The sequence below is a fragment of the Micromonospora humidisoli genome (genome assembly GCF_016900955.1).
GTDB lineage: Bacteria > Actinomycetota > Actinomycetes > Mycobacteriales > Micromonosporaceae > Micromonospora > Micromonospora wenchangensis.
In genome coordinates this window covers 198,413-223,819 of record NZ_JAFEUO010000002.1, presented here as the reverse complement: position 1 = coordinate 223,819, position 25,407 = coordinate 198,413, and the positions used below count along the sequence as shown (strand labels likewise).

Here is a 25,407-nt window from a genome sequence, read left to right as displayed (position 1 = left end):
CCCCGGGTCAGCCGGTGACGCCCGGCACCACCCGGAAGCGTTCGACGACGGCGAGGGTGTCGTCGTCCACCCGGAACCCGGGATCACCCAGCCAGCCCAGGTAGTCCGGCCCGTGCCAGTAGTCCTCGTGACCGGCCCGCCAGGCCGCCACCGAGTCGTAGCCCTCCCCCTCGTCGCGGGCGTGGTCGAGGTCGACGTCGCCGAGCCGGACCACCCGCACCCCGGTCACCTCGATCACCGCGACCGGCCGGTCGGCGGAGTCGACCACCACCGACCGGTCGCCCACCGCCGGTAACGGCTCGCCGTCGCGCTCGTAGTCCTGGAGCAGGCCCGTGGTGGAGGTCTTCGCCCCGCTGAGCACGGCGGCGACGAGTTGGTCACGCAGCGGGCCAGGGAAGGCGAACTCGCATTTCGGCAGGTCGGGAACGTTCAGCGTGGTCACCGGGCGACGGTAGCCCGGTGACCACGCCGCCCGCACCCGCGATACCGGCGTCGCCGGGTCAGGCCCGGGGGAACATCTGGCCGATCCGGATCCGGTTGCCGAACGGGTCACGGATGCCGAAGTCGATGCCGTACGGCCGTTCGGTCGGCTCGTCGGTGATGTCGACGCCCATGGCGACCAGGTCCTCGTACGTCTTGTGCGCGTCGTCGGTGGTGATGCTCAGCCACCCGCCGATCGCGCCCTTGGTCAGCAGCTCCCGGACCTGCTCGGCGGTCGCCGGGTCCAGCGCGGGCGGGCCGGGCCTCTCCAGCAGCACCTCGCGCTGCGGGTCGCCTGGCACGTTGACCGTCAGCCACCGCATGAAGCCCAGATCCTGGTCGGTGTTGACCTCGAAGCCCAGCTTGCCGACGTAGAAGTCGAGCGCCTCGTCCTGGTCGAGGACGTAGAGCTGGGAGCGGGTGATCGCGTTCATCGTCATGCCGCAGACGCTATGCCAGGCCGCTGACCTGCTGCTTATCCAAAACTGCTGGGCCTGGTCCAGGCCTTGGTGAAGCAGCTCGGCACCGTCGGGTCGCCGGCCGACCGGCGGCTGCGGTACTCGCTCGGTGACTCGCCGACGATCTGCCGGAAGGTGCGGCTGAACGAGCCGAGACTGCTGAACCCGACGGCGAAACAGATGTCGGTGACGTCCCGGCCGGTCTCCACCAGCAGCGCCATCGCCCGCTCCACCCGACGTCGTTGCAGGTAGCGGTGGGGCGTCTCGCCGAAGGTTGCCCGGAAGGTACGGATGAAGTGCGCCTCGGACACCAGCGCGATCCGGGCCAGCGCCGGGATGTCCAGCGGTTCGGCGTATGCCCGGTCCATCGCGTCCCGGGCCCGCAGCATGGCCCGGTTCGACTGCTCCACCGCACGACTCATCGGCCCCCGCCCCCGTCGTCCCCGTTCGCGCCGGATCAGGTTACCCAGCCGGGCCCGGCCGGCGGGGTCCCGCGACGGGCGGGGACGGCGGCACGGACGGTCGTCCGCGCCCGCGCACCGCCGACGGATCGACAAGCGGCAACGCCAGTGGCGGCCGTGCTGTGGAATTGGAGCCCCCGGCCGGGATCGAACCGGCGACATCTCGCTTACAAGGCGAGTGCTCTGGCCAGCTGAGCTACAGGGGCGCGTGGTGCGAGGTCAGCATAGCGACTGACGTCGGGAAATCCCGGCCGGCAGGGTGCCCGAGCATGGAAAACGTCAATCTCATGCCCGTACCACCGACGAATCGACGCGCCGGAGCCCCGTCAGGCGAGGGGATTGATGCCCGGCCGTGCCCGCCTGACCGAAATGCGTATGCCGTCCGTCCCACTCGGTGTATCCCGTCTTGGCAGGGATGGAAATCCCGTTTACCGTGCAGTGACACGGATGACACCCGGGGTCGGCCACGGCTGCCCTGCGGATGGCGTCCGCGGGTCGGCACCGTGGGTGCCGACAGCTCCTTCACTCGGATCGTCCGGCACGTTCCTGCCGGTGAAAGGAAGCGCACCACCATGGCTACGGTCACCTACGCGAAGGCCTCCCGGATCTACCCGGGCACCGAACGCCCCGCCGTCAACCAGCTCGACCTCCAGATCGGCGACGGCGAGTTCCTCGTCCTGGTCGGCCCGTCGGGTTGCGGCAAGTCCACCAGCCTGCGGATGCTCGCCGGCCTGGAGGACGTCGACGACGGCGCGATCTACATCGACGACCGGGACGTCACCCACCTCCCGCCGAAGGCCCGCGACATCGCGATGGTCTTCCAGAACTACGCCCTCTACCCGCACATGTCGGTGTACGAGAACATGGCGTTCGCCCTCAAGCTGCGCAAGACCCCCAAGGCCGAGATCGACCGGCGGGTCAAGGAGGCGGCCGGCCTGCTCCAGCTGGAGGAGTACCTCAGCCGCAAGCCGAAGGCGCTCTCCGGTGGTCAGCGCCAGCGCGTCGCGATGGGCCGGGCGATCGTCCGCGAGCCGCAGGTCTTCCTCATGGACGAGCCGCTGTCGAACCTCGACGCCAAGCTCCGCGTGCAGACCCGTACCCAGATCGCGTCGCTCCAGGCCAAGCTGGGCATCACCACGGTCTACGTCACCCACGACCAGGTCGAGGCCATGACCATGGGTCACCGGGTGGCGGTCATGCTCGACGGCGTCCTCCAGCAGGTGGACACCCCGCGGGCGCTCTACGACACCCCGGCCAACGTGTTCGTCGCCGGCTTCATGGGCTCCCCCGCCATGAACATCAAGACCGTCCCGCTGAACGAGCGGGGTGCGGCGTTCGCCGAGATGCACATCCCGCTGACCCGCGAGCAGGTCGAGGCGGCCCGCAGCGAGGGTGGCGACAACCGGGTCACCGTCGGTTTCCGCCCGGAGGACTGCGACCTGGTCAGCCCCACCGAGGGCGGCATGCCGGTCGTGGTCGAGCTGGTCGAGGACCTCGGTTCGGACGCGAACGTCTACGGCCACGCCGCGCTGGAGGGCCACGAGGAGCGGTTCGTGGTCCGCACCGACCGGCGGAACATGCCGAACATGGGTGACACCGTGTTCGTGAAGCCGCGTGCCGGCCGCAGCCACGTCTTCAACGCGGCCACCGGTCACCGCATCTGATCCCACCGCACGGAAAGGGGCGGTCCGCTTCGGCGGGCCGCCCCTTTCGTCGTGTTCTCGTCCCGGGCGGGCCGGGTGCCCGCGCCGGATCAGCCTTCCGCAGCGCGGCGGCGGGCCACCTCGGCGAGGGTGACGGCGGCGGCGACGCTGGCGTTCAACGACTCCACGTCGGAGATCATCGGGATGCTGACGGTCAGGTCACAGGTCTCCCCGACCAGCCGGGACAGCCCGCGCCCCTCGGAGCCGACCACCACGACCAGCGGGCCGACCGCGGCCTCCAGGTCGTACAGGTCGGTGTCGCCGTCGGCGTCCAGGCCGACCACCATGAACCCGGCGTCCTGACACGCCTTCAACGACCGGGTCAGGTTGGTGACCTGGGCGACCGGCACCCGCGCCGCCGCGCCGGCACTGGTCCGCCAGGCGGTCGCGGTGATTCCGGCGGCCCGCCGCTCCGGTACGAACACACCCTGCGCACCGAACGCGGCAGCCGACCGGATCACCGCACCCAGGTTGCGCGGGTCGGTGACCCCGTCCAGCGCCACCAACAGCGGGGCGGGCTGCTCCAGGGAGGCCGCCAGCAGGTCCTCGAAGAGCTCGTAGGCGAACGGCGGCACCTGGAGGCCGACACCCTGGTGCAGCACACCGCCGGTCATCCGGTCCAGTTCGGCCCGGCTGATCTCCAGGATGGCGATGCCCCGGTCGGCGGCCGTCCGGGTGATCTCGTTGACCCGGTCGTCGGCGTCGATGCCCAGCGCGGTGTAGAGCGCGGTCGCCGGCACCTGGGCGCGCAGCGACTCCAGCACCGGGTTGCGGCCCACCAGCAGCTCCGGGCTGTCCCTCGACGGGTTGGACTTGCGCCCCGGCGCGACCCGGGGACCGCTGCGGCCCGCACCGGCGCCACCCCGGCCACCCGCGCCGGACCGACCACCACCGCCGGCCCGGGCGGGGGCCACGCCCCGGGTTCCCTTGCCCCAGGTGGTGTCCTTGGTGCCCGGCTGGCCGATCTTGGGAGCCCGGCCCTCCTCGGCCGCCGCCCGGCGCTCCTTGTCCTGCTTCCAGGCGGTGCGCTGGGGCAGCTTCTCGGTCCCCGAGTACGCCTTGTGCCAGGGACGCTCGTCGGCGGGCAGGGTCTTGCCCCGGCCCGCGAGGGAGTCCTTGTTCTTGCCGCCGGAGCCCTTGGGGGCACCCGCCTTCGACGTCAGTCGCCGGCCACGGCGCTGCGAGTTGCCGGCCATCAGTCCTGCTCTCCAATAGTCCAACGGGGGCCCTGCGGGGTGTCCTCGACCACCACGCCGGCCTGCTTGAGCTGGTCGCGTACGGCGTCCGCAGCCGCCCAGTCCTTGCGGCTGCGGGCCTGCGCGCGCTGCTCCAGGGCCAGTGCGACCAGGGAGTCCACCACGCCCCGCAGGTCGTCGACGCGACCGCCACCGGTCCAGGCCGGGTCGAGGGGGTCGACGCCGAGGATATCCAGCATCGCCCGGGTGGCGGCCAGGGTGGTGCGGACCGTCACATCGTCGCCGTCGGCCAGCGCGGTGTTGCCGTCCCGCAGGGTCGCCTGGAGGACGGCGAGCGCGGCCGAGGTGTTCAGGTCGTCGTCCATCGCGGCCACGAACCCGGCGGGCAACTCACCGAGCTGCCCCGCGCCGACCCGCTCCACGGCCCGCTGCACGAACCCCTCGATCCGCCGGTACGCCACCGCGGCCTCGCGCAGCGCGTCCTCCGAGTAGTCGATCCGGGACCGGTAGTGCGCCGCCGCGTAGTAGTAGCGCAGCTCCACCGGACGCACCCCGAGCGAGTCGACGTAGTCGAGGTCGAGGGCGTTGCCCAGCGACTTGCCCATCTTGGCGCCGCCGATGCTGAGCAGTCCGTGGTGCACCCACCAGCGGGCGAAGGGCAGCCCGGCGGCCTGCGACTGGGCGATCTCGTTCTCGTGGTGCGGGAAGGTCAGGTCGAGCCCGCCGCCGTGGATGTCGAACTCCGCGCCGAGGTACCGCAGGCACATCGCCGAGCACTCGATGTGCCAGCCGGGCCGGCCCCGACCCCACGGCGAGGGCCAGTAGGCGTCGGCCGGCTCGTCCGGCTTGACGCCCTTCCACAGCGCGAAGTCCCGGGGGTCCCGCTTGCCGCGCTCCGGGGCGTCCCCGGCGGACTGCATGTCGTCGGGCGACTGGCCGGACAGCGACCCGTACGCCGGCCAGGAGGACACGTCGAAGTAGACGTCGCCGGAGCCGTCGGTGGCCGGGTAGGCGTGACCGGTCTCGATCAGCCTGGCGATCAGCTCGTGCATCTCCGGGATGTGCCCGGTCGCCCGCGGCTCGTACGTCGGCGGCAGCACGTTCAACGCCCGGTAGGACCGGGCCAGGACCAGCTCGTTGGCGTACGCGATGGACCAGAACGGGCGGCCCTGCTCCTGCGCCTTGACGAGGATCTTGTCGTCGATGTCGGTCACGTTGCGGATGAAGGTGACCTCGAAGCCGGCGGCCGACAGCCAACGCCGCAACACGTCGTAGTTGACGCCGGAGCGAAGGTGACCGATGTGCGGCGGCGCCTGGAGGGTGAGACCACACAGGTAGACCCCCACCTTGCCGGTTTCCCGCGGAACGAAGTCCCGCACCGATCGGGCGGCGGTGTCATACAGGCGTAGCGTCACCGTACCAGGGTAGCTGTCCGTGCTGTCCCGGGTCGGCCCGAGCCGGGTCGTACGCTGCCTGCTGTGGAGACGACGGCGGCCCCCGGCGAGCCGGGCAACCAGACGCCTGCGGGTGGCGAGACGGCGCAGACCCTGGACCGGGGCCTGCGCCTGCTGCACCTGGTCGCCGACGCGCCGGCCGGACTGACCGTCACCGAGGCCGCCCACCGGCTCGGCATCGGCCGGGCCGCCGTCTACCGGCTGGTGAGCGCGCTGACCGGACACGGCATGCTGCGCCGGGGCGGCGACGGCCGGCTGCGCCTCGGTGTCGGCGTGCTGCACCTGGCCCGACGGGCCCAGCCGCTGCTGGCCGAGGGGGCCCTGCCGGCGCTGCGGCGGCTCGCCGAGCAGACCGGGGCGACCGCGCACCTGACCGTGGTGGAGGGCGGCGAGGGGGTCGCCCTGGCCGTGGTCGAGCCGAGCTGGACGTCGCTCCACGTGGCGTACCGGCCGGGGGCCCGGCACCCGCTGGAGCGCGGGGCCGCCGGGCGGGCCGTCCTCGCCGGGCGGGCCGGCCACGCGGGCCCGGTGAGCACCGCCGGGGAACTCCAGGCCGGGGCGTACGGGGTGGCCGCGCCGGTGCTCGGGGTGCCCGGCCTGGAGGCGAGCGTCGGGGTGATCTCGCTGGCCCCGCTGCCGGTCGACACGGTCGGCCCGCAGGTCACCACTGCCGCCCGGACGATCGCCACCGCCCTGTCCTGAGCCGCCGGGCAGATGCGCGGAGAGGCCCGCACGACCAGGGGTCGTCCGGGCCTCTCCGTCGAGCGGTTCAGGCCGTGCTGTCGAACGTCAGGGGGTGACGTTCGGCTTGAGCGGGCTGCGGACCGCCGCGTTGGCGTCCACGATGCCGTACCCGTAGAAGCCGTTGAAGTTCAGCGACCCGGCGCAGTACGCGTCGAACTCGGTCGACCGGCCCTCGTTGGCGTAGCTCTGCAGACGCGGCTCCGGGCAGGCGTGCTCGGTGGCGGTCCGGTAGAGGTGCTGCTCCACCTTGGCCGGCGCCAGGCCGTAGCCGTCCTTCCCCTCCTTCTTGCCCCACTTGCTGACGATCAGCGCGGCGACCCCGCTGACGTGCGGCGACGCCATCGAGGTGCCCTGGAGGTAGGTGTAGTAGCCACACTCACCGGCGGTGGTGCACTGCTTGAACACCGAGTTCTCGAAGCCCGGCACGACGTTGCCGTTCTCGTCGACCGATCCCTCCTCCTGGAGCACCTTCTTCGGGTACGTCGAGAGGATCATGTTGGCGTCGGTGCGGTAGGTGTCGGTGCCGAAGCCGTCGCGGTACCAGCCACCCGGCGCGGCGACCGAAATCTGCTCGGTGCCGTAGTTGGAGAAGTCGGCCTTCTTGCCGGACGGGCCGACGGCGGACACGCCGATCACGTGCGGGCCCTCCGCGGGGAGGTCCCAGCAGCTCTCGTTGTCGATCGGGCGCGGGTACGGGTCGGCGCCGTAGTCCGGGCTGGACACGTCGGTGCGGGGCGCGCCGAGGTCCTCGTGGTTGTTGCCGAGCGCGCCGACCAGGGTGACGCCCTTGTTGTGGGCGAAGTTCAGGGCCCGCTTCATCGCCTTGATGACAGCCCGCTGCTCGGCCTGCGACTCGGGCGAGTCGGCCGGGTTCGCGGTGCAGTTGTAGAGCCACGGGTCGACGTAGAACGACATGTTCACCACGTCGAGGCCGGACTTGCCGGCGTGCACCAGGGCGTTGACGACCGGGTTGAGGAAGAAGTATCCGGAGTCCTGGCCGCCCTTGAGCTCCACCAGCGAGACGTTCGGGGCGACACCGGACAGGCCGAAGCCGTTGGCCGCCGCACCGATGGTGCCGGCGACGTGGGTGCCGTGCCCACCGTCGTCGGTGCCGACCGGGTCGAGGCAACTCGCCACCTCGCACGGACCGTCGATGTCGACGATGTCCGGAGCGAAGTTGCGGGACAGCGCCCAGTTGAAGTTGGGCGCGAGGTCGGGCTGGCTGGCGTCGACGCCGGTGTCCAGGACGCCGACGGTGACCCGCTTGTCGCCGGGCATGACCTTGCGGGCCTTGTCGGCCCCGATCATGCCGAGGCCCCAGAGCTTGTCGTCGAGCGGGTCGAGCTTCTTGCCGTTGGCGTTGCCCTTCGCCTTGGCCGCCTGCCCGGCCCGGGTCAGCAGGTTCTCCTGCTCGACCCGGTCCAACTTGGGCTTGCGGCCGATGGCCCGCTGCTCGGCCGCGCCGACCAGCGCGGGGGCGGCGGTGACCCGACCGGCGAAGTCGGCCCGGTCGCTGGTGACCTGGTACAGACCGACGTCGTCCGTACGGGACACGACGGTGCCGCCGGCGGCACGGATCGCGGCGATCGCCGCGTCCGCAGAGACGCCGTCCTCGGCCACCACGGTGAACGTCCGGCTGGTGGTCGGCCCGGCGTTCGCCGGGACGGTCAGGCCGGTCACCGTAAGTGCCAGGGCCGCCGCGGTCGCGACGGCTCCGGCGGTGAAGCGCTTGCTCACCACATCAGATCCTCTCGTTGAGGGACGTGGCGCCATCCCATAGCACCAGCGGGAATTCCGCCAGATACAAATCCGAATTGGTCCCGCATCAGGCATTCGTCGGTTGCAGGCTGCGCAGGGCCGCCGGCAGATCGGTGAGCGTGCCCACCTCGGCGTCGGGGCGTACCCCGGCGGGGAGGGCCAGTCCGCGTCGGTTGAGCCAGATGCCACGCATTCCGGCCTGCTGGGGGCCGAGCACGTCGTGGGAGATCGAGTCGCCGACGTACGCGATCCGTTGCGCCGGCACGCCGGCGGCGGCGACGATCGCCGCGTAGAACGCCGGGTCGGGCTTCTTGGGCAGGCCGCCCTCGTGGGCGTACAACTCGAAGGCGAACTCTCCGGGCAGGCCGCAGCGTTCGGCGCGGCTGTTGCCGTTGGTGGCGTACCCGAGGGTGAAGTCGGCGCGCAGCGCGGCCAGCGCCGGCAGGGCGTCGGGGTACGGGTGGCTGAGCGCGTAGCGCGTGGTGAAGAAGAGTTCGGCGAACTCGTCGAGCTGGCCGACCAGCCCGGCCCGGTCGAGGGACCGGGCCAGCGCGGCCCGGCGGATCTCCATCACCGGCGCGGCGGTCATCGACCCGAACACCGCCTGCCAGTCGGACTCCACCTCGGCGAAGGTCACCCCGGCCGCCACCGGGGTCCGGCGACGCATCTCCTCCAGTACGGCCACCAGGGCGCCGGTGACCGCCGGGCGCAGGTCGATCAGGGTCTCGTCGGCGTCGAACACCACCACGCTGAGCATGCCCGACACCCTCTCACGTTCCCCCTGCCCGGCCACGTCGAGCAGGCCACCACCCCGGCTCAGGTCAGTGCCGGCTGTTCCGTCCGGGCCGCCGGCTGTTCGGTGCGGCCCGCGCGCAGCTCGTCGAGGCGGACCAGGGCCACCCCGGCGACGATCAGCGCACCCCCGGCGAGTTGCACCGGCACCGGCAGCTCGCCGAGCACCAGCCAGGCGATGAGCACCGCGAACAGCACCTCGGTCAGCCCGACGAACGACGACAGCCGGGCACCGAGCAGGCGCGTCGCGGCGATCCCGGTCAGGTAGGCGACCACGGCGGCGACCAGTGACAGCCCGACGATCGGGACGAGCCAGCTGGTGCGCTGCCCGGCGAAGTCGACCGCGCCGAAGGTGGCCCGCAGCGGCAGCACCCCGACCAGGCCGAGCAGGGCGAGCACGGCCGCGCCGACGGCCATCCCGCCACTGGCCATGGTCACCGAGGGCAGGTCGGCGTCGACCCGCGCGGCGAGGACGAAGTAGCCGGCCAGCCCGACGGCCGCGCCGAGGCCCCAGAGCACGCCCACCGGGTCGAGCCGGCCCGTGCCGGTCAGGTCGAGCACCAGGACGAGCCCGACCAGGGCGGCCAGTGATCCGGCGACGGTGAGCCGGCGGGGGCGCTGCCCGTGCACCAGCCACAGCCAGCCGACCACGAGGATGATGCCGAGGTATTCCAGGAGCAGGGCCACCCCGACCGGCAGGTAGCGGACGGCGTTGAAGAAGCAGGCCTGTGCGGTGGCGACACCGAGCAGGCCGAAGACGGTGACCGGGCCGAGGTTGCGGCGCAGCACCCCGGCCCGGCCGCGCAGCGCCAGCACGGCGGGGACGGCCAGCACCAGGGCGGCCAGGCCGACCCGGGCGACCACGACCGCCTCGGCCGACCAGCCGGCCCCGATCAGCGACCTGGCGAAGATGCCGGAGGTGGCGAACGTGACGGCGGAGAGCAGGGCAAGGGCCAGGCCGGTGCCGGCGACGGGTCGGTGCGGCATCGGGGCTCCTCGGACGTGACATCAGCAAAGTAGGCTTACGCCAGTGACGCTAGCCGCCGACGACGACAGGGGTCAAGTTGCTTTTCGCCCATGACACGGAGTGCGGGCTGACCGCCGCCACCGCCCTGGTCAACACCGACGGCCGGGACGGCGAAGGGCTGCCCGACATCGCCGCGCTGGACCGCTTCGTCACCGCGAACGGGTGGACCGGCCGGCACGAGCGCACCGACGCCGAGCTGCACGCCGTCCGGGCCCTGCGCCCCCGGCTGCGCCGGCTCTGGGACGACGACCCGGACACCGTCGTCACCGTGGTCAACGACCTGCTCCGCGAGTCCCGGGCGCTGCCGCAGCTCATCCGGCACGATGACGAGCCGTACCACGTGCACGCGGTGCCCCGGGACGCCCCGCTGGCCACCCGGATGGCCGTCGAGGCGGCGATGGCCGTCGCCGACCTGGTCCGAGGCGACGAGCTGGGCCGGCTGCGGCACTGCGCCCACCCCGAATGCCCCAACGTGCTGGTCGACCTGTCCCGGAACCGGTCCCGCCGGTTCTGCGACGCGGGCTGCGGCAACCGGGTCGCGGTCAGCGCGTACCGGGCCCGCAAGGCGGCCGGTAGTCGCCCCTGAGCAACTCGTACTCCACCTCGCCGTGCTCCGTTCCGGGGATCGGGTCGGCCCAGTCGAGGTGGAAGGTGCGGACGTACCGCAGGCCGGCCTTCGCCAGCACCGCCCGGGAGCGCACGTTCACCGCCATCGTCTGCGCCCACACCCGGCGTACCCCCGGGGTGTCGAAGGCGTGGCCGACCAGCGCGCGGGCCCCCTCGGTGGCCAGGCCCCGCCCCCAGGCCGCCCGACGCAGCCGGTAACCCAGCTCCGGCCCGGTGCCGTCGTCGGACGGGTCGAGCGCGAACCAGCCGAGGAAAGCACCGTCGATGGTGTCCTCAGCCGCCCACCGGCCCAGCCCCGGGTAGCGGTCGTAGCCGGCGAGAATCCGGGGTAGCTGCTCGTCCCGCACGGTGGCGGGCGGGGTCGGCCGGCCGCCGGTGAGGAACCGCATCACCTCCGGGTCGCTGTCCAGTTCGACCAGATGCGGCACGTCGTCCGAGGTGAAACGGCGCAACCGCAGCCGGGCCGTCGTCAGCAACACCCCGTCCGAGCCGGTCACACCCCGGATCATGCCGCCCGCCGGCCGTCCGGTCGACCGGCTTTTCCGGTCCCGTCAGCGCGGCGGCGCGGCCACGAAGATCCGCCAGGAGTACGCCGGGAAGGTGAGCACCGGGCCCGTCGGGTCCTTGCTGTCCCGCACCCCGACCACCCCGACCAGGTTCGCCACCTCGACACAGTCGTGGTTCTGGCTGCTGCGGGTGCTCGTGCGCCAGGTCGGGCCGGTCGGCCCGGGAACCGCACGACCTGCCGCACCGGTCAGTTCCACGACTCCGCCACCTCCCGCATCAACTCGATGGACTCTGCCGGGGGCAACGCCTCACCGAGGGTCGACTCCCAGACCTCCCGCATCCGGATCAGCACGTCGGGCTCGGTGAACTCCTGGGTACGGACCTGCCCGCCGACACACCCCAGCTCCACGCCGTCGGGCAGGGTCGCCAGCACGAAACCCCCGGCGAGCCCCGGGTACTCCCCGGCCGTGCCCGGCACCAGGTGCAGCCGGACCCGGGGGTGCTCCGTCGCCACCCGCGCGAGGTGCGCGACCTGCTCACCCATCACCTTCCGGTTGCCGACCTGACGGCGGAGGGCAGCCTCGTCGAGGATCGCGACCACCTGCGGCGGCTGGTCGCGGTACAGCACCGCGTGGGTCTCCAGCCGGTCGGTCAGCCGCCGCTCCACCTCGGGCCCGTCGAGCAACGCGCCGGCCTCGAAGACGGCTCGGGCATACGCCTCCGTCTGGAAGAGACCGGGCACGTACAGCGGCTCGTACCAGCGGACCGCGCGCGCCTGCTCGATCAGTGCCCGCCAGCCGAGTTGCCACACCCGGGCCCGGTCGAGCGCGACCAGGTCGGTGAGCATCCGGCTGAAGATGCCGCCGGTGTCGAGGGCCCTGTCGGCCAGTTCGAGGTACTTGGCGGTGGGCGGCTGCTGGCCCAGTTCGATCGCGCTGACCATCGACGCCGAGTAGTTGACCGCCTTGGCGAGGTCGTCCTGGCTCAAGCCCCGCCGGGTTCGGGCCCGCCGCAGCTCGGCGACGAGGAAGGCCGCCGCCGTCATCCGCCCGTCCGTCATCTCCAGCCGCCCTCCACCGCGCCGACGATCGACTCCGACACCACGCCGACCAGGGACGCCGCTGACACAGGACAAGACCGGAAGCCGACAACAACCCTTCACACGGTAGTGGTTTCATCAGCAGACTGTGAAGTGCGACATCGACCGCTCTCCCTCCGGGCGGACCGGTGTCGCGGTGGGACGGCCTGCTCCCCGGCCGGCGGTCCCACCGCCGGGGGAGACGACCAGCCGACCCACCATGGAGGCGACGCGATGCCCCGGCTCACCTGGCGATACCGGCTTGCCCGTAGATTCCGATCCGGCCGGTTCCCCGAAGCGGCCCCACTCCACCGGCCCGCTCCCCCACCCGCCCGCCCGGTCACCCACCCGACACCGTTTCCGCCCAGCGGACCGGGCGCTTATCCGGCCACGTCCCCGACCACCGGGCCAGCCACCCACCCGGCCTTCTACCGGGCCAGCGGACCGGACGCCCATCCGACCCCGGACACGGGAGCGGAGGTAACCCCGGGTACCGGGTCGGGTCCGCCCGGGTGGGAGGACACCACCATCTCGTTTCCCCGGGTGGGGCGGGTCGGTTGGCTCACGCTCGCCCAGGAGTGGCGCGCCAACCGGGGACGCCGGTGAGCGCGGCGGCCGGCCCGGACGGGCCGCGCCGCCCCGGCGGACCACCCGACCCCGTCGGCCGCGGTGGGCCGGGGCCGGCGAATCCGCGCCCCCACCTGCCGTTGCGCCCGCTCTGGCTGTGTCGGGTGTGCGCCGCGCCGTGGCCCTGCGGGACCGCCCGACTCACCCTCGTCTCCGAGTACGCCCACGACCGGGTCGCGCTCAACATCTACCTCTGCACGGTGCTGCACGACGCCACCGCCGACCTGTACCGCCTCTATCCCGACACCGGCCCCGACCCGGCGACCCTCTTCGCCCGCTTCCTCGCCTGGGTTCCCCGTACCCGCCCACCGACCGAGCCATGATCCACTCACGAGAGCCGATGTAGCGCTGTCGAATCCGCCTGACACCGCTCCATCGGCCCACAGGAGTCGATCAAGCAGGGGCGGGGTCAGGCAGGGCGGGTCAGGGGTGGGTCATCCGGAGCAGGTCAAGGGCCTCGTCGAGCTGGGTCTCGGTGAGTTTGCCGGAGTCGACGTGCCCCCGGGAGATCACCACCTCCCGGATGCTGACCTGCTTCGCCAGCGCCTCCTTGGCGATCGAGGCGGCCTCGTCGTACCCGAGGTGGCGGTTGAGCGGGGTGACGATCGACGGCGACCCCTCCGCGTACGCCAGGCAGACCTCGGCGTCCGCGACCAGGCCGGCCACCAGCCGGTCGGCGAAGAGCCGGCTGGACGTGGAGAGCAGCTTGATCGATTCGAGCAGGTTGCGGCCCATCACCGGGAGCATGACGTTCAGCTCGAAGTCGCCCTGGCTGCCGGCGAACGCGACCGCCGCGTCGTTGCCGATCACCTGCGCGCAGACCTGCCGCACCGCCTCGGCGACCACCGGGTTCACCTTGCCCGGCATGATCGACGAGCCGGGCTGGAGGTCGGGGATGCGCAGCTCCCGCAGGCCCGCCCGGGGGCCGGACCCCATCCAGCGTACGTCGTTGGCGATCTTGTAGAGCCCGACCGCGACGGTACGCAGCTGGCCGGACGTCTCGACCAACGCGTCCCGCGCCCCCTGCGCCTCGAAGTGGTTTCGGGCCTCGGTCAACGGCAGCCCGGTCGAGGCGCGCAGCTTCTCGATCACCTTGCCGGCGAAGCCCAGCGGGGTGTTGATGCCGGTGCCCACGGCGGTGCCGCCCAACGGCAGCTCGGCCAGCCGGGGCAGCGCCGACTCCAACCGCTCGACGCCGTAGCGGACCTGTGCCGCGTACCCGCCGAACTCCTGCCCCAGGGTGACCGGGGTGGCGTCCATCAGGTGGGTACGCCCCGCCTTGACCACCGTCTCGAACTCGGCCGCCTTCGCCTCCAACGCCTCCGCCAGGTGGCGCAGCGACGGCAGCAGGTCCTCCACCACGAACTGGGTGGCGGCCAGGTGGATCGAGGACGGGAAGACGTCGTTGCTGGACTGGGAGGCATTCACGTCGTCGTTCGGGTGCACGTCGCGGCCCAGCTCCCGGGTGGCCAGGGTGGCGATCACCTCGTTGGTGTTCATGTTCGACGAGGTACCCGAGCCGGTCTGGAACACGTCGATCGGGAACTGGTCGTCGTACCCGCCGTCGGCCACGTGCGCGGCGGCGGTGGCGATCGCCTCGGCGACGTCCGCGCCGATCACCCCCAGCTCGCCGTTGACCAGGGCGGCGGCCCCCTTGATCTGGGCCAGCGCCTTGATCTGGGCCGGCTCGATGCCCCGGCCGGAGATCGGGAAGTTCTGCACCGCGCGCTGGGTCTGCGCCCGCCACAACGCCTCGGCGGGCACCTCCACCTCGCCCATCGAGTCGCGTTCGATCCGGTAGCCCGCTGCGTCTGGAGTCGTCACCCGTCCCATCCTGCCCCGCGCTCCCCCTGCTCGCAGCGAGGCTCAGGAGAAAACGGACGACAGAACAAGATCAAGCAAAACGGGGTAGGCCCGCTTGACGATCATGGAGTTGTGGTGCCGACTTTGGGGGTCTTACGGGCGTTCTGTTACCCACCACAACTCCATGATCGGCGAAGACCTCCGGTCGACGCTGACAGGAGCACACGTCATCGAGATCGTCGAGCGTGACCGGAGGCAGGGTGAGCCGCGCCGTACGAATCGGGTAGGTCGGTCGGGACACTCAGCGATGTTAGGGCGTGTGCGGGGCGAACTGGCTCGTCAGCGGCGGCCCACGGTCAGGACCGGCTTGGTGACCTCGGCGAAGAAGTCGTTGCCCTTGTCGTCGACCACGATGAACGCCGGGAAGTCCTCCACCTCGATCTTCCAGACCGCCTCCATGCCCAGCTCGGCGTACTCCAGCACCTCGACGTGCTTGATGCAGTCCTGGGCGAGCCGGGCCGCCGGGCCGCCGATCGAGCCGAGGTAGAACCCGCCGTGCTGCTGGCAGGAGCGGGTCACCTGGCCCGACCGGTTGCCCTTGGCCAGCATCACCTGGGAACCGCCGGCCGCCTGGAACTTCGCCACGTACGCGTCCATCCGGCCCGCGGTGGTCGGGCCGAACGAGCCGGAGGCGTAGCCCTCGGGGGTCTTGGCCGGGCCGGCGTAGTAGACGGCGTGGTCGCGCAGGTACTGCGGCATCGGCTCCCCGGCGTCGAGCCGCTCGGCGATCTTGGCGTGGGCGATGTCCCGGGCGACGACCAGCGGGCCGGTCAGCGACAGCCGGGTCTTCACCGGGTACTTCGACAGCTCGGCCCGGATCTCGTCCATCGGCCGGTTGAGGTCGACGCGTACCACGTCGGAGGCGTCGAGCGTCTCGTCGGTGACGTCCGGCAGGTAGCGCGCCGGGTCGGTCTCCAGGCGCTCCAGCCACACGCCGGACGGGGTGATCTTGGCGACCGCCTGCCGGTCGGCCGAGCAGGACACCGCGATCGCCACCGGGCAGGACGCGCCGTGCCGGGGCAGCCGGACCACCCGCACGTCGTGGCAGAAGTACCTGCCGCCGAACTGCGCGCCGATGCCGAAGTTGCGGGTCAGCTCCAGCACCTCCGCCTCCAGCTCCAGGTCCCGGAAGCCGTGGGCGGTCATCGAGCCGGAGGTGGGCAGCGCGTCGAGGTACTTCGCCGAGGCGTACTTGGCGGTCTTGAGGGCGTACTCGGCCGAGGTGCCGCCGATGACGATCGCCAGGTGGTACGGCGGGCAGGCCGAGGTGCCGATCAGCCGCAGCTTCTCCTCCAGGAACTGCATCATCCGCGTCGGGTTGAGCAGCGCCTTGGTCTCCTGGTAGAGGTAGGACTTGTTGGCCGAACCACCGCCCTTGGCCATGAACAGGAACTTGTACGCGTCGGGGTGCCCGTCCGGGTCCTCGGCGTACAGGTCGACCTGGGCGGGCAGATTGCTGCCGGTGTTCCGTTCGTCCCACATGGTCAGCGGGGCGAGCTGCGAGTACCGCAGGTTCAGCCGCGTGTACGCCTGGTAGACGCCACGCGAGATCGCCTCGGCGTCGGCGCCGTCGGTGAGCACGTGCCGGCCCCGCTTGCCCATCACGATCGCGGTGCCGGTGTCCTGGCACATCGGCAGCACGCCACCGGCGGCGATGTTGGCGTTGCGCAGCAGGTCCAGCGCGACGAACCGGTCGTTCGGCGAGGCCGCCGGATCGTCGATGATCGACCGGAGCTGGGCCAGGTGCGCCGGGCGCAGGAAGTGCGCGATGTCATGCATCGCCTCGGCGGTCAGCGCGGTCAGCGCGGCCGGCTCCACGGTCAGGAAACGGCGACCCCCCGGACCGTGGACGACGTCGACGCCCTCGTCGGTGACCAGGCGGTATTCGGTCTGATCCGGACCGGTCGGCAGCAAGGGGGCGTACGAGAACGCGGCGGCACTGCTCATGACGGAAAAGCCTAGGGCAGACCGGGCGATCGGTGACACCCGCCGGGTGGGTCGTGGGACGCCGCTCTCACCCGTTGCCGTTGGCGCAGAGTTCCCGTTTCGGCCCGCAGCTGTCCTCGGGCTCCGGCGCGCCGCCGGTCCGCCCCGGGCCGGACCCGTCACCACCGTCCGATCCGGCCGGGGGCGCGGCGGGCGGGGGCGCACCGGCACCCGCGCCGAACCGGACGTAGCCGATCTCCCGCCCCTCGCCGACGACCATCCCGTTCGGGCCGACAGCGAGCGCGTTGGCGCTGGTCCGCAACACCACGAGTTCCCTACCGGTACGCGGGTCCACGGCGACCAGCCGGTTCGGCTTGTCCCCGGTCAGCACCGCCGCGTACGGGGTGAGCGCCGCGCCCGCCTTCGCGCCGGCCGGCCGGGTCCAGCGGGCCCTGCCGGTGCCCAGTTCCCGGGCGATCACCGATTCCTTGTCGGCGCTGCGGACCAGGGCGTACCTGTCGTCGACGGCGAGCAGTTTCTCGCCCTCGGCGTCCACCAGCAGCAGCCGGCCGTCGTAGCCGTCGAGGACGGCCTCCCGCCCGTCGGGGGCCACCCCGATCAGCACGCTGCGCGCCCCCTGCGGGTCCTCCCGCTGCGCGCATCCGGCGCTGTCGGCGGTGCGCAGGTTGAACCCGCTGCGCCGCCACACCTCCTGCCCGGTGGCCGGGTCGCGGGCCGAGACGGTGTACTGGCAGCTGCCGTCGACCGACACCGCGCGGATCTTGAGCAGCCGGCCGCCGACCACCGACAACCGCTCGTCCCGGCCCGGCTCGACGTCCTGCACCACCCGGCCGGTGGCGGTGTCCACCACGTGCACCCGGCCGTCGACGGGGAAGCCGAGCAGCGGCGGCACCGACTCCGGCCCGGCCACCCCCTCGTCGATGCGCTGCGCGGTGAGCCGCCGGGTGCCGAGCAGACCCGGGTTGTCGGCGAACAGCCCGCTGCTGACGCCGGGCAGGAAGGCCGTCCACAGTGGGCGGGTGCCGCGCGGGTCCCAGGCGCTGAGCGTGCAGTCGGTGGCGGCCACGCACCGGGCGTCCAGCAGCATGTTCCGGTACGTCCAGACGGCCACCGCGTCACCGTCACGTCGCCGCACCGCCCCGGTGGTGGGGTCGAGCAGCTCGTACCCCTTGACCAGGAGCTTGCCCACGGCGACGACGGCGTCGCGGTCGCCGCCGGCCACCGCCGACCAGTCCGCCTTGCGTTCCCACAGCGGCGCGCCGGTGGCGAGGCTGCGCACCTCCGTGCGGGTACGTTGCTCGACCACGACGGTGTCGCCGACGATCGTGACGCTCTTCGGGGTACCGCCGACCCGCTGCTGCCACAGCACGTCCGGTTCGGAGATCGGCTCGCTGCGGTCGACCCAGTCCCACACCCCGGGGAAGGGGTTCCACACTCCGGTGACGGCGAGCGCGATCACGATGACGAGCCCGAGCAGCAGCCCTCCCCGCACCCCGCCAAGGCCCTTCACACCGGACACCGTAGCGACGATCACCTCCCCGCCCCGCCCCCGCGCCGGAGTGTCGCCCCGCTTTCTCCCTGGCGGGGGACGTACCCGGCGGGCAGACCGGACGCATCACACCATCGCCGAAATAGCGTCCATAGAGCCTTCGGATACCGCTATATCAGCCCAATTGCCCTGATCACGAACCGGCGGCGGACCGCAGCAACGGCAGCGTGCGGTACGGGATCTGCTCGGCCAGCGCGATGATCGTGGAGGCCCGGCGGATCGCCTCGGACGAGACGATCTGGTCGATCACCCGTTGCAGGTCGGTGTTGGAGCGCGCCACGATCCGGCAGAGCAGGTCGCTCGCCCCGGTGATGGTGTGCGCCTCCAGCACCTCCGGGATCGCCGCCAGGTGGGCGGTGACCGTGTCGTGGCCGTGCCGCTGGCTGATCTCCAAAGTGACGAAGCTGGTCACCGCGAACCCGATCGCCGCCGGCCGGATCTCCGGCCCGAACCCGCCGATCACCCCCCGGTCGACCAGCTTGTCCAGCCGGGCCTGGACGGTGCCCCGGGCCACCCCGAGCCGGCGGGAGCATTCCAGCACCCCGATCCGGGGTTCGTCGGCGAGGAGTTGGACCAGCCTGCCGTCCAACGCGTCGAGCTGTGCACCCTGTCCAGCGTTCATGGCTGGACACCCTACCGATTGCGCAACCTGACCAGCGGAAAACGTGACGGTTGCCCAGTGAACCCGGCCCCGCGATGCTCCCTGCAAGAGCTGTCGGACCACCGGCCCACGACGCCGGCCGCAACCGAGGGAGGCCACCGTGACCCAGGCGATCGACCGACCCCAGCCGACCGAGAACATCGACGTCGACACGCTCGTCGGCGCAGTCGACCACGACATCACCCGTGACCCGTTCCCGGTCAAGGGCCTCGACCACGTGCACTTCCTGGTCGGCAACGCCAAGCAGGCCGCGCACTACTACTCCACCGCGTTCGGGATGACCTGCGTGGCCTACCGGGGGCCCGAGCAGGGCTACCGCGACCACGCCGAGTACGTGCTGACCAGCGGCTCGGCCCGGTTCGTGCTGACCGGCGCGGTCCGCCCCGACGCGGCCGGCGCCGACCACGTCGCGAAGCACTCCGACGGGGTCAGTGACATCGCGCTGGAGGTGCCGGACGTCGACGCCGCGTACGCGCACGCGCTGGCCCAGGGCGCTACCGGCCTGGTCGAGCCGCACGACGTGACCGACGCGTACGGCACCGTCCGGATGGCCGCCATCGCCGCGTACGGCGACACCCGGCACAGCCTGGTCGACAGGTCCCGCTACAGCGGCCCGTTCCTGCCCGGCTTCGTGGCCCGGGGCCCGATCGTCGACCGGCAGCCGATGATCGCCGCCGGCCTCCAGCCGAAGCGCTTCTTCCAGGCCGTCGACCACGTGGTCGGCAACGTGGAGCTGGGCCGGATGGACGAGTGGGTGGAGTTCTACAAGCGGGTGATGGGCTTCTCCAACATGGCCGAGTTCATCGGCGACGACATCGCCACCGACTACTCGGCGCTGATGAGCAAGGTCGTCGCCAGCGGCACCCGGAAGGTGAAGTTCCCGCTCAACGAGCCGGCGGTAGCCCGCAAGAAGTCGCAGATCGACGAGTACCTGGAGTTCTACCAGGGCCCCGGCGCGCAGCACATCGCGGTCGCCACCAACGACATCCTGGCCAGCGTCGACGCGATGCGCGCGGCCGGCGTCGAGTTCCTCGACACCCCCGACTCGTACTACGACGACCCGGAGCTGCGGGCCCGGATCGGCAAGGTGCGGGTGCCGATCGAGGAGCTGAAGTCCCGCAAGATCCTGGTCGACCGGGACGAGGACGGCTACCTGCTCCAGATCTTCACCAAGCCGGTGCAGGACCGGCCGACGGTCTTCTTCGAGCTGATCGAGCGGCACGGCTCGCTCGGTTTCGGCAAGGGCAACTTCAAGGCGCTGTTCGAAGCCATCGAGCGTGAGCAGGAAGCGCGCGGCAATTTGTAACACTGTCTCGCGTGACGCAACCTCCGAGCTATCCGACACCGCCGGCCGGTGGGCCCAGGCCCGCCGCCGGCGGCTTCGCCCCGCCCGCCGGCCCACACCCCCAGGGGTACGCCGTGCCGCCGCAACCCGGCCCCTACGCCGCCCCGCCCGGCGGCTACCCGCGACCCGGCCCGTACGCCGGGATGCCCGGGTACCCGCCGCCGGCACCCGGCATGCCGCCGCCCGGGATGTCGCCGCGTGGGCTGCCGCTGGCCAGCTTCGGTGACCGGCTGCTCGCCCTGCTCATCGACGGGGCGGTGCTCATCGCGGCCAGCATGGTCTTCATCGTGCCGGCCTTCATCGTCTTCTTCCAGCTGGTCCTGCCCGACCTGACCACCACGGCCGACGGCCGGGCCACCTCCGACCCGTTCACCAACTTCCTGATTCCGATGCTGGTGTTGCAGGGCGTGATCTTCGTGGTGGCGTTCGCCCTGAGCTACGTCTACCAGGTCGAGATGATGTTCAAGACCGGGCAGACCATCGGCAAGCGGGTGATGAAGATCCAGGTGGTGCCGCTCGACCCGGCCGCCACGCTGACCCGTACGGCGGCGGCCAAGCGGTGGGCCGCCTACCAGATCGGCGGGGCGGTCATTCCCGTCTTCAGCTACCTCGACGGGCTGTGGCAGCTCTGGGACAAGCCGTGGCAGCAGTGCCTCCACGACAAGTTCGCCGGCACCATCGTCGTTAAGGTTGCCGGGTGAGCGAGCAGAGCGACCGCACCGGACAGCGCAGGGCGAGACCGTGAGCGTGCAACCAGGTTGGTACGTCGACCCGGCCGAGCCGACCACCCGACGGTGGTGGGACGGCGAGGGCTGGATCGGTGCCCCGATCCCGGTCGACGCCACGCCACCCGACGGGCCGCCCCCGCCCGAGCCGGAGCCCGCCGCCGAGCCGCCCGCCCCGACCTCCCCCGCCGGGGCCACCCCGGTGTCCGGCCAGCACCCGCCGGTCGCTCCCGGCACGCCTGCCGTACCCGGCCCGACCTGGGCGGGGCAGCCGGGCGCAGGCCGGCCCTGGGCCGGGCAACCCGACGCCGGCCAGCCCGGCCCGGGTCAGCCGTGGACGGGACAGCCCGGCGCGACCGGGCAGCCCTGGGCCGGCCAGCCGGGAGTGGGGCAGCCCGGCGGTCCACCGCCCGGGTGGCCGTACCCGACCTGGCCGGGGCGACCGCCGGAACCCAGGCCGCATGGCGTGCCGCTGGCCGGCTACGGTGCCCGGCTGCTCGCCCGGCTGATCGACTTCGGGGTCGTCTTCGCGCTCAACGCGGTGGTCAACGGCTGGTTCGTCTGGCGGTACTTCGAAGAGACCGCCCCCTACCTGCGGGAGGCGGTCCGGCGGGCGATGGCCGGCGACTCCTCCCGGGAGGGGCTGCCCGCCATCGGTGAGCAGGCCGGCGGCCTCCAGATCGCCATCCTGGTCATCGCGACCGCGCTCTGGTTCGCCTACGAGGTGCCGACGATGGCCGCCGGCGGGCAGACCCTGGGCAAGCGGCTGCTGCGCATCCGGGCGGTACCCGTCGACGCCGACCAGCCGCTCGGCTTCGGCCGGGCCACCCGGCGGTGGAGCACCATGGGCATGCCCACCCTGCTCTGGTTCTGCTGCGGCTTCGGCCTGCTGCTCCAGTTCGTCGACGCGGTCTCCGCGCTGTTCGACCACCCGCTGCGCCAGGCGCTGCACGACAAGCGGGCCCAGACGGTCGTGGTGCAGGTGCCCCGCACCGACCACCCGGACACCCGCACCGACGATTCCGACACCGCCACCGACCGCACCGACCCCGAGCCCCCGGGAGACACCCCATGACCGACACCGGACGGCACCAGCCCCCGCTGCGGCTGACCCGCGCCGACCTGGACGCCCTGCCGAACTACGTCCCCGGGCGCAGCCCGGCCGACCTGGCCCGCGAACTGGGCCTGGCCGAGGCGATCAAGCTGGCCAGCAACGAGGTGCCGTACGGGCCGCTGCCCGGGGTGGTCGAGGCGGTCACCGACGCGGTCGCCGGGTCGCACCGCTACCCGGACATGGGCGTGGTGGCGCTGCGCGCCGCGCTCGCCGAGCGGTACGGCGTGGACCCGGACCGGATCGCCACCGGCTGCGGGTCGGTGGCGCTGGCCGAGCACCTGGTCCGGGCCACCTGCCTGCCCGGCGACGAACTGCTCTACTCGTGGCGCTCGTTCGAGGCGTACCCGATCATCGCGGCGACCAGCGGCGCGAGCAGCGTGCGGGTGCCCAGCGACGCCGGGCACGGGCACGACCTGGCGGCGATGGCCGCGGCGGTGACCGACCGGACCCGGATGGTGCTGGTCTGTAACCCCAACAATCCCACCGGTACCGCCGTGCACAAGCCGGAACTGGACCGCTTCCTCGACGCCGTCGGCGACGACGTGCTGGTCGTCATCGACGAGGCGTACCGGGAGTTCGTCACCGACCCGCAGGTGCCCGACGGCCTGACCTACCTCGACCGGCCCAACGTGGTGGTGCTGCGCACCCTGTCCAAGGCGTGGGGCCTGGCCGGGCTGCGGATCGGCTGGCTGGTCGGCACCCCGGAGGTGGCCGCCGCGGTGCGCAAGGTGGTCACCCCGTTCTCCACGAACACGGCGGCGCAGGCGGGGGCGCTGGCCGCGCTCGCCCAGGCCGACGAGGTCGAACGCCGCTGCGCGCTGGTCGTGGCGGAACGGGAGCGGGTCACCGCGGCACTGCGCAAGTTCGTCCCCGACCTGCCGTCCAGCCAGGCCAACTTCGTCTGGCTGCCGCTGGGCGAGAGGGCCGTGGAGTTCGGCCGGGCCTGTGAGGCGCGCGGCGTGATCGTCCGCCCGTTCCCCGGCGACGGCGTCCGGGTCACCATCGGCACCCCGGCCGAGAACGACGCCTTCCTGGCCGTGGCGGAGGCCGCCCTGTCCTGAACCACCGTCCGGCCCCGCCCCGGCCCACCGGCCGGGGCGCGCGGCCGGACGCCGGTCGGGCCGGGTCAGGTCGCGGCGAGCACCACCGGCTCGGCCATCAGGAAGTACGCCTGGTCGTCGTCGTCCGGGCCGGCACGCTCCCGCAGCCGTTCCACCGCGACGTAGCCGCCGGCCGCGTACGCCCGGCCCGGTTTCCAGCCGATGCCGTCCCGGCCGGGGGTCAGCGGGAAGCGGGACCGCTCGGCACCGGTGACCGGATCGAGGGTGACCAGTTCCCGGCGTTCGGTCAGCACGTAGAGCCGGCCCGCCTCGGTGGCGAGGACCGTCACCCGGCCCAGGTCACCGCGCTGCCAGCGGCCCTTGCCACTGCGCGCCTCCCAGCCCTTGAGCACCCCGCCGTCATCGCCGACGGCCAACTCGCCGACCAGGGTGGTGTCGGCGGCGTCCAGGGCGGGGGCGGCCATCGGCGCACCCGGGCCGACCTGCCAGCCCCGGCCGCCGTCACCGCCGTCGGTGCGCAGCCCCCGGCACTGCGACCGGGGGGTGAGGCAGCCGACCGGGGTGACGGTGAACCGCTCGGGTGCGTCCGGGGGCCGCCAGCGGGTGCCCACCGTGCCGGTGGCGACGGCGCGGAACTCGACAGTCGTCGGGCCGGCGCAGGAGTCGACCGAGAAGACCTGACCGGCGGCGGTGGTGCCCAGGTCGGTACGGCAGTCCCGGCCGCCGTCGACCCGCCACAGCTCGCGCCCGTCGGCGAGGTCGTAGCCGCGCAGGCCGTTCCGGCCGGAGATGACGAGCACCGTCCGGCTTCCGGGGGCGGGGGCGACGGAGATGCCGCGCGGGTCCCAGACGGTGGCCGCCCCGGTGCGCCGGGCGGGGGCCACGGCGTACGGCGTCGGCCCGTCGACCCGCCAGGCGACCGTACCGGTGAGCCCGTCCAGCGCCACCAGCTTCCCGTCCGACCAGCGGCTGAGCACCGTCGTGCCGGCCGCCAGCACTCCGTCGAGGGTGGCCGGCCAGCGCCGGTACGACCAGAACGGGGTGACCCGGTTGCGACCGTCGGCGGGCTGGTCGGCGTAGAGCTGACGCTCGGCGGCGTAGACCCGCAGCCGTCCCGCCACCACCAGCGGCGCGACCGGCAGCCGACCCACCACCCCGACCGCCGGGGTGCCGGCGGGCGGCGGTGCGCCCCGGGCGGGCGTGACGACCTCGGCGGGGGCGAGCACCCGGTAGCCGATGCCGGCGACCGCCGCGAGGGTGAGCAGCGTGGTGGCCGCGACCACGAGTCGCCGCCGTCCCTTCGGGAATCCCATGCCCACCTCCGCCCGGCACCCTACCCAGGCATCCCTCCTGGGGACCGGTCAGGTCGCGTCGCGTCGCGCGAAGGAAGTCGGGCCGCCGGTGTCCGGACGCGGATCAGGCGGCGGTGGCCCGGCCGGTGCTGCGCACGGTGGCGGCCAGCGCGGTCAGGTCGTGCCGGATCGCGCCCTCGACCGTCCGGGCGGCCAGGCCGCCGAAGAGCAGCGCCATCACCCGCCCGTACGGGGTGGTCGGCAGGGCCCGGTGTTCGACGGTGACGGCGGTGCAGGCGCGGCGGCGACGGTGCACGGCGCGCAGGGTCCAGGTGATCCGGTAGTCCACCCCGCTGCCCGGGGAGGCGAGCACCAGCCGGTGCGGTGGCTCGGCGGCCAGCACCAGGAACTCCTCCACCTGGTCACCGCCGTCCGGGCGGGTACGGGTCTCCCGCCAGGCGGTGCCCGGCCCGAACGGCCCCGGGGTGAGCAACTCGGCGGCGCTGACCGTGCAGAGCCAGTCGACCCGGACGGGCAGGTCGGTCAGGAGTTCCCACACGTCGACGGCCGACGCCTCGATGACAGCGGTGACCGCGACCGTCGACATGGCACCTCCCGTGTCGTCCACCGTACGGCGGGTGAGCGACCGACGGGGGGCCGTACGGTGAAATTTCCGTCACCGGCGTCCCGGGTGGGACGCCGGTGACGGGGCCGGTCAGGGGCGGAAGGCCCCCTGCCGGACGGCGTCGACGAACGCCGTCCAACCCGGTGGGCCGATGACCAGGGCCGGGCCCGACGGGTCCTTGGAGTCGCGTACCCCGACCACGGCCCGGGTGCGGACGAGGTTGTCCGCCACCTCCACACAGAGCCCCTGGTCGTTCGAGCGGCTACTGGTGCGCCACACCGCGCCGACGAGATCGTTCATGCTCGTACCTCCT

At 72.6% G+C, this 25,407-nt stretch carries 26 protein-coding genes and 1 tRNA gene; 8 read left to right on the top strand and 19 right to left on the bottom strand.

Features of this window, described 5'->3' with window-relative positions; genetic code table 11:
- Window positions 1-7 precede the first annotated feature (7 nt).
- The 4 genes from JQN84_RS06400 to JQN84_RS06385 all read right to left on the bottom strand — a co-directional run bounded on the left by JQN84_RS06400 (window position 8) and on the right by JQN84_RS06385 (window position 1,605).
- On the bottom strand, window positions 8-433 hold the full coding sequence (locus JQN84_RS06400) for an ASCH domain-containing protein (protein WP_204958151.1): 426 nt from the start codon (window positions 431-433) through the stop codon (window positions 8-10).
- A gap of 67 nt (window positions 434-500) precedes the next feature.
- Complete coding sequence (locus JQN84_RS06395) at window positions 501-920, bottom strand: VOC family protein (protein ID WP_204957511.1); 420 nt, start codon at window positions 918-920, stop codon at window positions 501-503.
- Between the two features lie 35 nt (window positions 921-955).
- The gene (locus JQN84_RS06390) at window positions 956-1,360 is read right to left on the bottom strand and encodes a helix-turn-helix domain-containing protein (protein WP_204957510.1); all 405 of its coding nucleotides are present in this window, start codon (window positions 1,358-1,360) and stop codon (window positions 956-958) included.
- 168 nt (window positions 1,361-1,528) lie between these two features.
- Window positions 1,529-1,605 (bottom strand) — tRNA-Thr (locus JQN84_RS06385).
- A 366-nt stretch (window positions 1,606-1,971) separates the two neighbouring features.
- Here JQN84_RS06385 and JQN84_RS06380 point away from each other — a divergent pair.
- On the top strand, window positions 1,972-3,063 hold the full coding sequence (locus tag JQN84_RS06380) for an ABC transporter ATP-binding protein (RefSeq protein WP_088643228.1): 1,092 nt from the start codon (window positions 1,972-1,974) through the stop codon (window positions 3,061-3,063).
- An 89-nt stretch (window positions 3,064-3,152) separates the two neighbouring features.
- Here the strand turns inward: JQN84_RS06380 and rlmB are convergent, their stop codons facing one another.
- Both rlmB and cysS read right to left on the bottom strand, forming a co-directional pair.
- Entirely contained in the window at window positions 3,153-4,298 is a 1,146-nt protein-coding gene (gene rlmB, locus JQN84_RS06375) for a 23S rRNA (guanosine(2251)-2'-O)-methyltransferase RlmB (protein WP_204957509.1), read from the bottom strand.
- The gene (gene cysS / locus JQN84_RS06370; RefSeq protein ID WP_204957508.1) at window positions 4,298-5,713 is read right to left on the bottom strand and encodes a cysteine--tRNA ligase; all 1,416 of its coding nucleotides are present in this window, start codon (window positions 5,711-5,713) and stop codon (window positions 4,298-4,300) included. The genes rlmB and cysS overlap by 1 nt, the downstream gene beginning before the upstream one ends.
- Window positions 5,714-5,776: 63 nt before the next feature.
- Here cysS and JQN84_RS06365 point away from each other — a divergent pair, with 63 nt between their 5' ends.
- Window positions 5,777-6,454, top strand: a complete 678-nt coding sequence (locus JQN84_RS06365; protein WP_204957507.1) for an IclR family transcriptional regulator — start codon at window positions 5,777-5,779, stop codon at window positions 6,452-6,454.
- 87 nt (window positions 6,455-6,541) lie between these two features.
- Here the strand turns inward: JQN84_RS06365 and JQN84_RS06360 are convergent, their stop codons facing one another.
- The 3 genes from JQN84_RS06360 to JQN84_RS06350 all read right to left on the bottom strand — a co-directional run bounded on the left by JQN84_RS06360 (window position 6,542) and on the right by JQN84_RS06350 (window position 10,033).
- On the bottom strand, window positions 6,542-8,233 hold the full coding sequence (locus tag JQN84_RS06360; RefSeq protein ID WP_204957506.1) for a S8 family serine peptidase: 1,692 nt from the start codon (window positions 8,231-8,233) through the stop codon (window positions 6,542-6,544).
- A gap of 88 nt (window positions 8,234-8,321) precedes the next feature.
- The gene (locus JQN84_RS06355; protein ID WP_204957505.1) at window positions 8,322-9,011 is read right to left on the bottom strand and encodes an HAD family hydrolase; all 690 of its coding nucleotides are present in this window, start codon (window positions 9,009-9,011) and stop codon (window positions 8,322-8,324) included.
- Window positions 9,012-9,070: 59 nt separating this feature from the next.
- Window positions 9,071-10,033: an EamA family transporter gene (locus tag JQN84_RS06350; RefSeq protein ID WP_204957504.1), complete on the bottom strand. Its 963-nt coding sequence runs from the start codon at window positions 10,031-10,033 to the stop codon at window positions 9,071-9,073.
- 77 nt (window positions 10,034-10,110) lie between these two features.
- On the opposite strand from JQN84_RS06350, the gene JQN84_RS06345 reads away from it, so the two are divergent.
- Window positions 10,111-10,659: a CGNR zinc finger domain-containing protein gene (locus JQN84_RS06345; RefSeq protein WP_204957503.1), complete on the top strand. Its 549-nt coding sequence runs from the start codon at window positions 10,111-10,113 to the stop codon at window positions 10,657-10,659.
- Here JQN84_RS06345 and JQN84_RS06340 read toward each other — a convergent pair.
- The 3 genes from JQN84_RS06340 to JQN84_RS06330 are packed head-to-tail and all read right to left on the bottom strand — an operon-like array spanning window position 10,616 to window position 12,267.
- Window positions 10,616-11,197: a GNAT family N-acetyltransferase gene (locus tag JQN84_RS06340; protein WP_281902418.1), complete on the bottom strand. Its 582-nt coding sequence runs from the start codon at window positions 11,195-11,197 to the stop codon at window positions 10,616-10,618. The genes JQN84_RS06345 and JQN84_RS06340 overlap by 44 nt on opposite strands.
- 54 nt (window positions 11,198-11,251) lie before the next feature.
- Window positions 11,252-11,464, bottom strand: coding sequence for a DUF397 domain-containing protein (locus JQN84_RS06335; protein ID WP_307821045.1), 213 nt, complete (start codon window positions 11,462-11,464; stop codon window positions 11,252-11,254).
- Window positions 11,455-12,267 (bottom strand): helix-turn-helix domain-containing protein, encoded by an 813-nt coding sequence (locus tag JQN84_RS06330; protein ID WP_204957501.1) that lies wholly within the window; start codon window positions 12,265-12,267, stop codon window positions 11,455-11,457. The genes JQN84_RS06335 and JQN84_RS06330 overlap by 10 nt, the downstream gene beginning before the upstream one ends.
- Window positions 12,268-12,986: 719 nt before the next feature.
- Here JQN84_RS06330 and JQN84_RS06325 point away from each other — a divergent pair.
- Entirely contained in the window at window positions 12,987-13,235 is a 249-nt protein-coding gene (locus tag JQN84_RS06325; protein ID WP_204958149.1) for a hypothetical protein, read from the top strand.
- Window positions 13,236-13,335: 100 nt separating this feature from the next.
- Here the strand turns inward: JQN84_RS06325 and JQN84_RS06320 are convergent, their stop codons facing one another.
- From JQN84_RS06320 to JQN84_RS06305, 4 genes are all read right to left on the bottom strand, one after another.
- Window positions 13,336-14,736: a class II fumarate hydratase gene (locus tag JQN84_RS06320; protein ID WP_372445930.1), complete on the bottom strand. Its 1,401-nt coding sequence runs from the start codon at window positions 14,734-14,736 to the stop codon at window positions 13,336-13,338.
- A gap of 318 nt (window positions 14,737-15,054) precedes the next feature.
- Complete coding sequence (locus JQN84_RS06315) at window positions 15,055-16,722, bottom strand: fumarate hydratase (protein WP_204957499.1); 1,668 nt, start codon at window positions 16,720-16,722, stop codon at window positions 15,055-15,057.
- A gap of 67 nt (window positions 16,723-16,789) precedes the next feature.
- The gene (locus tag JQN84_RS06310) at window positions 16,790-18,202 is read right to left on the bottom strand and encodes an outer membrane protein assembly factor BamB family protein (protein ID WP_204958148.1); all 1,413 of its coding nucleotides are present in this window, start codon (window positions 18,200-18,202) and stop codon (window positions 16,790-16,792) included.
- A gap of 202 nt (window positions 18,203-18,404) precedes the next feature.
- Window positions 18,405-18,893 (bottom strand): Lrp/AsnC family transcriptional regulator, encoded by a 489-nt coding sequence (locus JQN84_RS06305; protein ID WP_204957498.1) that lies wholly within the window; start codon window positions 18,891-18,893, stop codon window positions 18,405-18,407.
- Window positions 18,894-19,032: 139 nt separating this feature from the next.
- On the opposite strand from JQN84_RS06305, the gene hppD reads away from it, so the two are divergent.
- Genes hppD through hisC form a run of 4 tightly spaced genes read left to right on the top strand, consistent with a single transcriptional unit; the run spans window position 19,033 to window position 23,177 of the window.
- Entirely contained in the window at window positions 19,033-20,238 is a 1,206-nt protein-coding gene (gene hppD, locus JQN84_RS06300) for a 4-hydroxyphenylpyruvate dioxygenase (RefSeq protein WP_204957497.1), read from the top strand.
- Between the two features lie 11 nt (window positions 20,239-20,249).
- On the top strand, window positions 20,250-20,978 hold the full coding sequence (locus JQN84_RS06295; protein ID WP_204957496.1) for an RDD family protein: 729 nt from the start codon (window positions 20,250-20,252) through the stop codon (window positions 20,976-20,978).
- Window positions 20,979-21,018: 40 nt separating this feature from the next.
- Entirely contained in the window at window positions 21,019-22,077 is a 1,059-nt protein-coding gene (locus JQN84_RS06290; RefSeq protein ID WP_204957495.1) for an RDD family protein, read from the top strand.
- A complete protein-coding gene (hisC, locus tag JQN84_RS06285; RefSeq protein ID WP_204957494.1) occupies window positions 22,074-23,177 on the top strand; it encodes a histidinol-phosphate transaminase in 1,104 nt (367 codons plus the stop codon). Before JQN84_RS06290 ends, hisC begins: the two co-directional genes overlap by 4 nt.
- Window positions 23,178-23,242: 65 nt before the next feature.
- Here the strand turns inward: hisC and JQN84_RS06280 are convergent, their stop codons facing one another.
- The 3 genes from JQN84_RS06280 to JQN84_RS06270 form a co-directional block, all read right to left on the bottom strand.
- Entirely contained in the window at window positions 23,243-24,490 is a 1,248-nt protein-coding gene (locus JQN84_RS06280; RefSeq protein ID WP_204957493.1) for an outer membrane protein assembly factor BamB family protein, read from the bottom strand.
- 103 nt (window positions 24,491-24,593) lie between these two features.
- On the bottom strand, window positions 24,594-25,076 hold the full coding sequence (locus tag JQN84_RS06275; RefSeq protein ID WP_204957492.1) for an SRPBCC family protein: 483 nt from the start codon (window positions 25,074-25,076) through the stop codon (window positions 24,594-24,596).
- 108 nt (window positions 25,077-25,184) lie between these two features.
- Entirely contained in the window at window positions 25,185-25,394 is a 210-nt protein-coding gene (locus JQN84_RS06270) for a DUF397 domain-containing protein (RefSeq protein ID WP_204957491.1), read from the bottom strand.
- Between the last annotated feature and the right edge of the window lie 13 nt (window positions 25,395-25,407).